Source organism: Sphingopyxis sp. (genome assembly GCF_050725615.1).
GTDB lineage: Bacteria > Pseudomonadota > Alphaproteobacteria > Sphingomonadales > Sphingomonadaceae > Sphingopyxis.
In genome coordinates this window covers 59654-70510 of record NZ_JBOHHU010000010.1, presented here as the reverse complement: position 1 = coordinate 70510, position 10857 = coordinate 59654, and the positions used below count along the sequence as shown (strand labels likewise).

Genomic DNA, 10857 nt, shown 5'->3' with positions numbered 1-10857 from the left:
GCCTATCAGAGCATGGCGATGGCGGGATGGACGAGCGCGGCGATGCTGCCGACGTTAAAGACGATCCCGACTTTGGTGCTGATGGGGCAGCAGGACGGGGTCGTGCCCGCCTGTCACGGCCAGATGATCGCCGAGTTGATCGACGGATCGGTGCTGGAAGTGGTGCCCGGATCGCACATGTTCCCCTTCACCCATGCGGCGAATATCGCGGAACGGATCAGCGACTTTCTGGACGCGCCGATGGGGCAACAAGCCGCCGCTTGAGGAAATCGGCGATCGCCACAGCCGTTTCGTCGGGCGCTTCCTCCATCGGCAGATGACCGATGCCGTCGAGCAGAACGACCTCCGAGCCCGGCATCCGTTCGTGGAAGCTCTGCGCGGCGGTCGGGTTGATCAGCCGGTCCTGCTTGCCGAAGAGAATCAGCGTCGGCGCTTTGATACCGCCGATGCGGTCCGCCATCGCCGGTTCGCGGTCGAGCGTCGCGCGCAGCGACGTCGCCTCGCGGTTGCCCGGGAAGCGTAGCAACTCCCAATAACGGTCGATCATCGCCTCATCGACGATGCCCTGTTTCTCGACCGAACCGCGCAGCGATTCCTCGACCAGCGAGCGCGGCGTGATCTGGGTCGCGAGCCAGCGGCCGCTACGATATTGCAGGATGCGGAAACCGATGTTCGACGGCGGGCGCTTCTCTCCCGCGCGCAGCGGCATGCCGGCGGCGTCGAGCAGCAGCAGCGCGTCGACATGCTCGGGATGATCGAGTGCATAGCGCCAGGCGACCCAGCCGCCCATCGAATTACCCCCGAGGGTGAAGCGGTCGAGTTCCAGCTTGGCCGCGACGACATCGACCGCCGCCATCATGCCGCTCGCGCCATAATCCTTGTCGGGCGTGCCGCCGGTCAGGCCGTGGCCCGGCAGGTCGAGGGTGACGATGCGATAGTCGGCGCCGAGCCGCTTGACGAGCGGTTCCCAAGTCTGGAGGCTGGCGTTCGATCCATGGAGCAGGACGATGACGGGGCCGTCGCGCTTGCCCTGATCGCGGTAATGGATGGTCTGCCCCGCGGGACCGGCGGCGAAAGTGGCATGGGGGCCGCCATATTTGGCGATCATCTCGGCGCGGTCGGTGTCGGGGGTCCGCAGCGCAAGGAAGGCGATGACGATCGCCAGCACCAGCCCGAGCGGGATCAGCACCCGCTTGCGCCGCATCAGTGGGCGACGCGGCGGCGGCGCCTCATAATCATCATCATCGATCATCGCGGTCCCTCACCCTGACCCGCAATAACCCTAACGCGCCCGACGCCGCCGTCAATGCGCCCGGATCGGGGCATCGACGGCGAGTATGGGGTCAGCCCTGGACGCGCTTCACCGCGCCCTTGTGCGCGCCGACGCTCTTGTTGCGCGGGCGGAAGAAGCGCTTGCGCTGGCCTTCGGCCGCTTCGCCGGGGGCGCCTTCGCGGCGCGGGCCGCGTTCGCCCTGCGGCTTGCCACCACCGCCGTTGCGGCCGCGCGTCGCGTCCTGACGCTGGCGGTTCGGGTCGCGACCCTTGCTGCCGGTATCGCGCGGCGGCTGGGCCGGCTTGGGCAGGTTGCGCACCAGCTCGTTGAAATTCTCGGGCAGCGGCATCGGTTCGGACTTCGACCGGGTGACGCGCTCGATATCGCGCATGTACGGACGCTCGTCGGGGGCGATAAAGCTGATCGCCTTGCCCTCGGCGCCGGCGCGCGCGGTGCGGCCAATGCGGTGGACATATTGCTCGGGCACGTTCGGGATCTCGAAGTTGATCACATGGCTGACACCCGACACGTCGATGCCGCGCGCAGCGATGTCGGTCGCGACGAGCAGCTTGATGTCGCCCGAACGGAACGCCTGCAGCGCGTGGGTGCGCTGCGACTGGCTCTTGTTGCCGTGGATCGCCATCGCCTTGATGCCGGCGCCCGCGAGGTGGCGCACGACGCGGTCGGCGCCATGCTTGGTGCGGGTGAAGATCAGCGCGCGGTCGATATCCTCGCTGGCGATGACCGCATGGAGCAGCGCCTGCTTTTCCTTCTGTTCGACGAAGGTCGAATATTGGCTGATCTTCTCGACCGTAGTCGCCGCCGGCGTCACCGACACCGTCACCGGATCTTCGAGGAACTGTTCGGCGAGATGCGCGATTTCCTTCGGCATCGTCGCCGAGAAGAACAGGTTCTGGCGGCGCGAGGGCAGCAGCTTGGCAACGCGGCGCAGCGAGTGGATGAAGCCCATGTCCATCATCTGGTCGGCTTCGTCGAGCACGAAGATTTCGACATCGTCGAGGCGCAGCGCGCGCTGGTCGATCAGGTCGAGCAGGCGGCCCGGGGTGGCGACGAGGATGTCGACGCCGCCCGACAGGTCGCGGATCTGCTTGTTGATCGGCACGCCGCCGAAGACGGTCGAGACGCTGAGCTTGGTGAAGCGGCCATAGTCGCGGCAGCTCTGCGCGATCTGCGCCGCGAGTTCGCGCGTCGGCGCGAGCACGAGCATCCGGCAGCTGCGCGGATTGGCACGGTGCGGATAGGTCAGCAGGTGGTGGATTGAGGGCAGCGAGAAACCGGCGGTCTTGCCGGTGCCGGTCTGCGCGATGCCGCACAGGTCGCGGCCCTTCATCAGCGGCGGGATCGCCTGCGTCTGGATCGGGGTCGGCTGGGTATAATCCTTGGCGGCAAGCGCACGGTTGATGTCGGCATGCAGGCCAAAGTCGTTAAAAGTCGTCATAAAATACTCACATAGAGCGACGCGCAGGCGCATCCGTTCGCATCGAACGGACGGCGCACGGGCCGCGGGTTCGAAACGACCCGCGTGAAAGGGTGCCTCTGGGGACAAAGCGCTGGTCCGGCTCGTCCCGCACCTGAAATCGGGCGGGAAAATCACGCTGCCGGGTGTTGCGGCGGGTGATCCCGCCATGCTGCGCTGCACAACATATGGCACGGGTTGCGCAGTTTTGCAAGATAATTACGCAAGACCGCCTGCCACCCCTGCGGCCGTTAACGAGCGGCTTACCCTCTCCCCGTCTTGACAGGCTTGGCCGATCGGCGCTTATTTGCCGCCTTCTCTACCTGTGGGGCGCACAGCTCGCGAGTCTGGCAACAACGATTGCCGATGGCGCGACGGACGGAGAGACGATCATGATCTTCGATTTGGCCGCCGCGACGGAATCCGGAATCTATCGCCGCCACCTGTTGCCGCAGCTGCCTGTGCTGGGCGCTGCGGCCGCCATCGCCCTATTGCTCGGCTCCTGCGCGAAGCACGATGGCCCGGCCGCCCTGTGGCAGGGCTGGACGCGAGCGGAACAGCTCGCCTGGTATCATGGCGACCAGGGATCACGGCTGATCCCCCACGCCTGGTTGATGGCACTGGAGGATAAAGGGTCGCAGGATCGGTTCTTCACTTTCGACCGCATGGCGTCGCTCGGCTATCTGCCGCCCGACCCCGACGACGCCTATGGGCTGAAACATGGGCTGCCGATCGGCTTCGCGCTGGCGACGAAGGGCGACGACGGATTGCTCCGATCGCGGCTGCGCTGGAAAAGCGGCCAGGGCGCCACGGAGCCGTGGGTCGGCATGAACTGCGCCGCTTGCCACACCAATGATATCCGCCTGGGCGACAAAATGGTGCGGGTCGAGGGTGGCCCGGGCATGACCGATTTCCAGAGCTTCATCGAAGAGCTCGACCTTGCCGCCGAAGCGACGCTCGCCGATCCGGCGAAGTTCGACCGCTTCGCCGCGACGGTTCTCGGGGCACAGGCGGCGACCGACAAGCCGATGCTGCGCAGCGCGTTGCAACAGTTCGTGACGTGGGAAGCACAGGTCAAGGCGGTGAACGACCCACCCGGACGCGCGACCGTGCGCTATGGCTATGGGCGGCTCGACGCGGTCGGGCATATCCTGAACAAGGTTGCGCTGATCAACGAGGCGCAGGATCCGTTCACGGGCGCCGCCGATGCGCCGGTCAGCTACCCCTTTTTGTGGAACATCGCGCAGCACGACAAGGTGCAGTGGAACGGTTTCGCCCCGAACAAGAAGGTCAAGCTGCTCAGCGGCGAGGTCGTCGATGTCGGCGGGCTGGGCCGCAACACCGGCGAGGTGATCGGGGTGTTCGGCGATGTCCGGATCAGCAAGACCTATCCGGGGCTGAACGGCTATGCGTCGAGTATCAACGTCACCAACCTCGACGCGATGGAGGTGCAGGTGGCCAAGCTGCTGCCACCCGCCTGGCCGGCGAGCTTTCCCGAACCCGATGGAACGCTGGCCGAACGCGGGAAGCAGCTGTTCGCGAGCGAATGCGTCTCATGCCACGCGATCCTGGCGCCCGACGATCTGAAGACCGACATCACCGCGGTGCTGACGCCGATCTGGGCCGGACCGCGACCGGTCGGCACCGATCCGTGGATGGCGTGCAACACGATGACGATCCGCGCGCGCAGCGGCAATTTCGCCGGAGTGCCCGAAGCCTATTTCGGCAGCGGACCCAAATATGGCGCGGCGGGGAGTTCGCGGCAGATGCTGGTGACGTCGGTGGCGGGATCGCTGGCGGGCAAGAAGCGGCAACTGGCGGAGGTCTTCGCAAAGGCGGGGCTGGGCCTGCCGCGCCAGATCGATTTCTCGCTCGTCGTGCCGGGCGGGGAAACGGCCCAAAAGACGGCGGCGCAGCGGCTGGCGATCTGCAAGGCCGAGAAAAACGATCCCTTGCTGGTGTATAAAGCGCGGCCGCTGAACGGTATCTGGGCGACGGCGCCCTATCTGCACAACGGGTCGGTGCGATCGCTGTACGAGCTGTTGCTGCCGCCCGCCCAGCGCGCGGCGAGCTTCACCGTCGGGACGAAGCAGTTCGATCCGGTCAAGGTCGGTTTCGCCGACGCGACCGGGCCGATGAGCTTCCGGTTCAGCACCACCGATGCGCAGGGCCAGCCGATTCCCGGCAACAGCAACGCCGGGCATGATTATGGCAATGCAGGCTTCACCGATGCCGATCGCCGCGCGCTGGTCGAATATATGAAGGGGCTTTAGTCCCGTCGCCTCCCCGCGGCCCTTCGCCCTGAGCTTGTCGAAGGGCCGTTCTTTCGTCATCAGGAGACGGAGAAAAACTGCGTGCCGACAGACGCGGCACGAACGGACGGGGGATAGCCAATGGCCGAAAAGATCATCGTCATCGACGAAGGCACGACGTCGACGCGAACGATGCTCTTTTCGGCCGATGGAACGCCGCTCGGCAGCGCACAGCGCGAGTTTCGGCAGCATTATCCTGGTCCCGGCCTCGTCGAACATGACGCCGCCGAAATCTGGGCGGCGACGCTCGCCTGCACGCGCGAGATGATCGCGCAGGCGGGCGGGGCCGACCGCATCGCCGCGATCGGCATCACCAACCAGCGCGAGACTGTGGTGTTCTGGGATCGCACGACCGGCGAGCCGCTCGCTCCCGCGATCGTGTGGCAGGATCGGCGCACTGCCGCCGATTGCGCGGCGCTGAAGGAAGCGGGGCACGAGAATGCGGTACAGGCCACGACCGGGCTGCTGCTCGACCCCTATTTTTCGGGAAGCAAGATCGGCTGGGCGCTCAGGCATTGGCCGCAGCTTCGCGACGCCGGTGCGCGGCTCGCGGTCGGCACGATCGAATCCTATCTGATCTACCGCCTGACCGGCGGCATCCATGTCACCGACGCGAGCAATGCGTCGCGCACGTTGCTGATGGACATCAACGGGAAAGGCGGCTGGGACAGCGAATTGTGCGACCTGCTCGGCGTGCCGATCGAGCTGCTTCCCGAAATCACCGGTTGCACGACGCGCGTCGGCACGACCGATCCCACATTGTTCGGCGGTGCGATCCCGATCTGCGGCATGGCGGGCGACCAGCAGGCGGCGACGATCGGCCAGGCCTGCCTCGCGCCGGGGCAGACCAAGGCGACCTTCGGCACCGGCGCCTTCATCTTGTCGGCGAGCGGCACGACGCGGCCGCATTCCGCCAATCGTCTGCTCGCGACCGTGCTGGTGCAGGAGGGCGAGGTGCGATCCTATGCGCTCGAAGGGTCGGTATTCGTCGCCGGCAGCCTGATCAAATGGCTGCGCGACGGGCTCGGCCTGCTCGCGAACGCGGGGGAGAGCGAGGGGCTGGCGCGCTCGGTCGCCGACAATGGCGGCGTCTATCTGGTCCCTGCCCTCGCCGGGCTCGGCGCGCCGCACTGGCGTCCCGACGCGCTGGCGGCGCTGTCGGGGCTGAGCTTCGCGAGCGGCAAGGCGCATGTCGCGCGCGCCGCGCTTGAGGCGCAGGCCTATCAGGCGCACGATCTCAAATCCGCCTTTGCCGCCGACGGGGTCGACTGGGCCGATCTGCGGATCGACGGGGGCATGGCGGCGAACGACTGGATGGCGCAGGACCTCGCCGATATGCTGGACCTGACGGTCGAGCGTCCCGATTTTGTCGAAAGCACCGCCTTGGGCGCCGCAATGCTCGCCGCGACCGGCGCCGGGCTTTATCCCGATCTCGCAAGCGCGGCGCAGGCGATGCGCGGCACCGCGACGCGCTTCACGCCGGCGCTCGGCGCCGACAAACGCAAAACGCGCCTTGCCGGGTGGCAAAGCGCGCTTGCAAAAGTCCTGGCGTAAAGCCCGAAGGCTTAGCGCTTGAGGGTGAGGCCACCGAAGCGCTTGTTGAACTTCGCCACCTGGCCCGCCGCGTCGAGCATGCGGCCGGTGCCACCGGTCCAGGCCGGGTGCGCCGTCGGGTCGATTTCGAGCGTCATCACGTCGCCCTCTTTGCCCCAGGTCGAGCGGGTCTGATATTCGGTGCCATCGGTCATCTTGACCGTGATCATGTGATAGTCGGGATGAATGTCGGTCTTCATAGTCTGGCTCCTGTGCCGCTGGTTCCGACCAGCTGGCTGATGAGTCGGTGCGTCCGGGGACGCGAAGTGGCGGCCTTTAGTGGCCTGATCGGGAAATTGCAACACCAACGCTGACCGCGTTGCCCCGCCGAGGCGTGAGCCGATGTCGGCTTCTAATCGCTCGGCGGGTCGGCGATCATCGCGGTGAACTGGCATTCGGTCGCCAGCGCATCGCCGAGCATGGCGCGCCCCTCGAACTTGCAGATGTTGCGCTTCGCCTGGAGAATATTGACGTGGAGGTCGAGCAGGCAGCCCGGTTCGACCGGTTTCCTGAACTTCACCCCGTCGATCCCCATGAAATAGACGAGCTTGCCGGTGCCGGCGAGGCCGAGCGATTCGATCGCCAGCACGCCGCCGGCCTGCGCCAGCGCCTCGACGATGAGGACGCCGGGCATGATCGGCCGGCCGGGGAAATGCCCCTGGAAAAAGGGCTCGTTCATCGTCACCGCCTTGACCGCGTGGATCGAGGTGTCGGGCACCATCGAAACCACCCGGTCGACGAGCAGCATCGGATAACGATGCGGGAGCAGCGTCAGGATCCAGCGGATATCCACCGGGCCCCGGGCGCCGTCCATATTTTCCCCGTCCGCCACGATCTTAGCGGGTGGTCGGCGCGCTGCCAGCCGGAGCGGCGGCGGGCTGCGCGGCGCGAGCAGCATTCATCGCCTGCTGATTGGCCTGCTCGACAAGCTGGCCGGGCTGATAGCCAGCTGGGACCGCGATCGAGACGTTGGGCAGGATACGGTTGAGTTCGACCACGATGGCATCGGTGATGTCGGCGCTTTCCTCGCGGCGGATCACCGCATTCGGCTGCAAGAGCAAATCGATCTTGCGGGCGGTCATCGCGGCCTTGACGGCGTCCATCATACGGATGCTGATCTGGTCTTCGACATAGGCGATGGCGAGCTCGACGGGCGCGCCGATCTGGCCGAGCTCGGTCTGCGCGGCCTGGCGCTTGTCCTGGACCGCCTTGGCGGCGGCCTGCAACGCAGCCTGGTTCTGCGGAGTCTTTTTCGACTCTTCATTATATTTGGCGATCAGGACATTGACCTCGGCCTGCAGCGTCTGGCCACGGCTGTTCTGCTGATCGATCTGCGCCTTGTAGGTCGTTTCGATCTGCTGCGAGGCGACGGTGAAGGCGTTCGAGCGGGCGGCGGCGACGCGGACGTCGGCGACGGCAACGCCCTTGGCCTGGGCGAAAGCCGGGGCGGCAATCATCGGCGAGACCGACAGCGTAGCGATCGCCAGCGCCGATGCGACAAGAATTTTCTTCATTAGAATTGGGTTCCTACGTTGAATGAGAAGCGTTTGGTGTCATCGCCCTCTTCTTTGCGAAGGGCGTAAGCGAAGTCGATCCGGAAGGGACCGAAAGGCGAGTTCCAGTTAACGCCCGCACCGATCGAGACGCGCGGCATCCAGGTGTCGCCGAAGAAGCGTTCCTCGAACGGCGCCAGCGGCGTAAAGCCGGTCGGACAGGCGGTATATTGATTGCCGGTCGGCTGACCCGTGGTGCTATCGACCGGCCGCGTCGCGAACTGCTGCGTCCCGGTGCTGGCATTGCGACAAAGATATTTGGTCAGATTGTCGGTCGGGTCCTTGAAGTTCGCCAGCGTCGTCAAAGTCGGGCGCTTGACGCCGAACACCGACCCGACGTCGAGGAAGACCGACGGACGCAGCCCGAGTTCCTTGGCGCCGCTGCCGAGCGGAATGTCGACCTCGAGCCGGCCCTGATAATAGGCCCGGCCGCCGAGCGCGTCGTCGATCTGGCCGTTGCGGTTCGACAGGCTGGTGTCGAGGATCGGGTTGGCCGGATCGGTCAGGTCGACATTGGCGTAGCGAATGACGCGCGGACCGATGCCGCGAATGTCGAAACCGCGCATCTGCGGTTCGCCGAGGAAGAAGCGGTCGGTCAGGCGGACCTTGTCGCTGGTCGGGGTCGGGCGCCCGCCGAACGGATAGATATAACCGCCCTCGGCCGAGACATTGAGGATGAAGCGGCTGCCGAGGTTGAAATGCTTCGAGGCGTTCGCACGGGTGCGGACATATTTGACGCTGCCGCCGAGCCCGGCGAAATCCTGGCTGATCGACAGCGCCTGGCCGCGCGTCGGACGGATGCGATTGTCGCGATCGTCATAGGCGAGCGTGAAGCCGAGCAGCGAGGTCGTGCGATTGCCGATCGCGTCGCACAGATAGCGGCCGGCGATCAGCGGGTCGCACTGGTCGCCGAAATAATAGAGCGAGCGGTCGAGCGTCACATCGTCGAAGTTCAGGCTGTAACGCCCGAATGCCGACAGATATTCGGTCAGCGGCACACCGACGGTGACCTGCGCGCCGGTCGTGACCTGCTGGAAGGTCGTCCGGCGGTCGTTGTTGATGAAGTTGAACGAGTTCAAATCGCGGCGATAGATGCTGCCGCCGATCGAGATGTTGCGGTCGAACAGATAGGGTTCGGTAAAGCCGAGCTCGACCGACTTGGAATAGCTCGAATAATTGACCGACGCCTGCAACTGCTGGCCAAGGCCGCGGAAGTTGCGCTGGCGGATCGACGCCTGGAGCAGGAAATTCTCGATCGACGAGAAACCGGCCGACAGCGACAATTCGCCGGTCGGCTTTTCCTCGACATTGGTTTCCAGGATGATGCGGTCGGGGGCGCTGCCCTCCTTGCGCTCGATCGTCAGGTTTTCCTGGAAATAGCCGAGGCTGTTGATGCGGTTTTCGGTGCGCTTGACGCCGAAGCTGTTGAAGGCGTCGCCTTCGTTCAGGCGGAATTCGCGGCGAACGACCTTGTCCTGCGTCAGCGTGTTGCCGTTGACGTCGATGCGCTCCACGTAAGTACGCGGGCTTTCGGCGACGTTGAAGGTGATCGCCATCGTCTTGGTTTCGGGATCGCGGCGGAATTCGGGGTTGATGTCGGCAAAGGCGTAGCCGAACAGGCCCGCGGTCTCGCTCAGGCTTTCGACCGTATCCTCGACCTGCTTGGCGTTGTACCAGTCACCCTCTTTCATCGGCAGCAACGCCTTCAGCGTCTCCGGCCGGAAATCACGCAACTCGCTTTCGACGTCGACCTTGCCGAATTTATAGCGTTCGCCTTCCTCCACCACATAGGTGATGATGAAGTCCTGCTTGTTGCTCGTCAGTTCGGCGACCGCCGAAATCACGCGGAAGTCGGCATAGCCGTTCGACAGATAGAAAAGCCGCAGCTTCTGCTGGTCATAGGCGAGACGGTCGGGATCGTAGCTGGTATTGGACGACAAAATGGTCAGCAGGCCCGATTCCTTGGTCGCCATCTCGTCCTTGAGGTCACCGTCGCTGAACTTGTCATTGCCGATGATGTTGATCTGGCGGACCTTCGACTTCGGCCCTTCGTTGATTTCGAACACGACATCGACGCGATTCTGGTCGAGCGACACCATCTTCGGTTCGACCGTCGCGGCGAAGCGGCCCTGACGCTTGTAGAGTTCAATGATGCGCGCGACGTCCGCGCGGACTTTCGAGCGGGTGAAGATCTGGCGCGGCGCGAGCTTGATCTCAGGCCGGACCTTGTCTTCCTTGAGGCGCTTGTTGCCTTCGAGGATGACGCGGTTGATCACCGGGTTTTCGGCGACCTGGATCGTCAGCGCGCCATTGTCGTCGCTGATCTGGAAATCCTTGAACAGCTCGGTCGCGGCGAGGTCCTTGAGCGCCTGGTCGAGGGTCGAGCGGTTATAGTCCTGCCCGACGCGCAGGCGCAGGTACGACAGGATCGTCTGCGCCTCGAGCCGCTGGTTGCCGGTGACCGTGATCGACCGGATCGTCGTCGCGGCCGGCGTCGCCTCGGCGGCGGGAACCGGGATGGTGGGCGCCGCGACCGCGGGCGGTTGCACCGCCTGCGCGAAAGCGGGGCCGGCCAGCATCGTGCCCGCCATAAGCAGCGTCGCCAGCCGCGTCCGCGCCGAAAAATTCTGTGAAGCCACGCTGTTCATC

At 65.2% G+C, this 10857-nt stretch carries 9 protein-coding genes; 3 read left to right on the top strand and 6 right to left on the bottom strand.

All coding sequences use genetic code 11. The features are described 5' to 3' along the window. Nucleotides 1–264 (top strand): alpha/beta fold hydrolase (locus tag ACREB7_RS04070; protein WP_431591014.1); only part of this gene is annotated, 264 nt, incomplete at its 5' end. Here the strand turns inward: ACREB7_RS04070 and ACREB7_RS04065 are convergent. Both ACREB7_RS04065 and ACREB7_RS04060 read right to left on the bottom strand, forming a co-directional pair. Continuing rightward, complete coding sequence (locus tag ACREB7_RS04065) at nucleotides 218–1252, bottom strand: alpha/beta fold hydrolase (RefSeq protein WP_431591013.1); 1035 nt, start codon at nucleotides 1250–1252, stop codon at nucleotides 218–220. The two genes, ACREB7_RS04070 and ACREB7_RS04065, sit on opposite strands and share 47 nt — an antisense overlap. 91 nt (nucleotides 1253–1343) lie before the next feature. Then, nucleotides 1344–2732, bottom strand: coding sequence for a DEAD/DEAH box helicase (locus ACREB7_RS04060; RefSeq protein WP_431591012.1), 1389 nt, complete (start codon nucleotides 2730–2732; stop codon nucleotides 1344–1346). A gap of 410 nt (nucleotides 2733–3142) precedes the next feature. Between ACREB7_RS04060 and ACREB7_RS04055 the strand changes: the two genes are divergently transcribed. Both ACREB7_RS04055 and ACREB7_RS04050 read left to right on the top strand, forming a co-directional pair. Beyond that, entirely contained in the window at nucleotides 3143–5023 is a 1881-nt protein-coding gene (locus tag ACREB7_RS04055) for a di-heme-cytochrome C peroxidase (RefSeq protein ID WP_431591011.1), read from the top strand. A gap of 120 nt (nucleotides 5024–5143) precedes the next feature. Next, the gene (locus tag ACREB7_RS04050) at nucleotides 5144–6616 is read left to right on the top strand and encodes a glycerol kinase (RefSeq protein WP_431591010.1); all 1473 of its coding nucleotides are present in this window, start codon (nucleotides 5144–5146) and stop codon (nucleotides 6614–6616) included. An 11-nt stretch (nucleotides 6617–6627) separates the two neighbouring features. On the opposite strand, the gene rpmE is transcribed toward ACREB7_RS04050, so the two are convergent. From rpmE to bamA, 4 genes are all read right to left on the bottom strand, one after another. Continuing rightward, the gene (rpmE, locus tag ACREB7_RS04045; RefSeq protein WP_431591009.1) at nucleotides 6628–6855 is read right to left on the bottom strand and encodes a 50S ribosomal protein L31; all 228 of its coding nucleotides are present in this window, start codon (nucleotides 6853–6855) and stop codon (nucleotides 6628–6630) included. 152 nt (nucleotides 6856–7007) lie between these two features. Continuing rightward, nucleotides 7008–7469, bottom strand: coding sequence for a 3-hydroxyacyl-ACP dehydratase FabZ (fabZ, locus tag ACREB7_RS04040; protein ID WP_431591008.1), 462 nt, complete (start codon nucleotides 7467–7469; stop codon nucleotides 7008–7010). A gap of 22 nt (nucleotides 7470–7491) precedes the next feature. Then, a complete protein-coding gene (locus tag ACREB7_RS04035) occupies nucleotides 7492–8169 on the bottom strand; it encodes an OmpH family outer membrane protein (protein WP_431591007.1) in 678 nt (225 codons plus the stop codon). Continuing rightward, nucleotides 8169–10856 (bottom strand): outer membrane protein assembly factor BamA, encoded by a 2688-nt coding sequence (gene bamA, locus ACREB7_RS04030; protein ID WP_431591006.1) that lies wholly within the window; start codon nucleotides 10854–10856, stop codon nucleotides 8169–8171. The genes ACREB7_RS04035 and bamA overlap by 1 nt, the downstream gene beginning before the upstream one ends. Between the last annotated feature and the right edge of the window lies 1 nt (nucleotide 10857).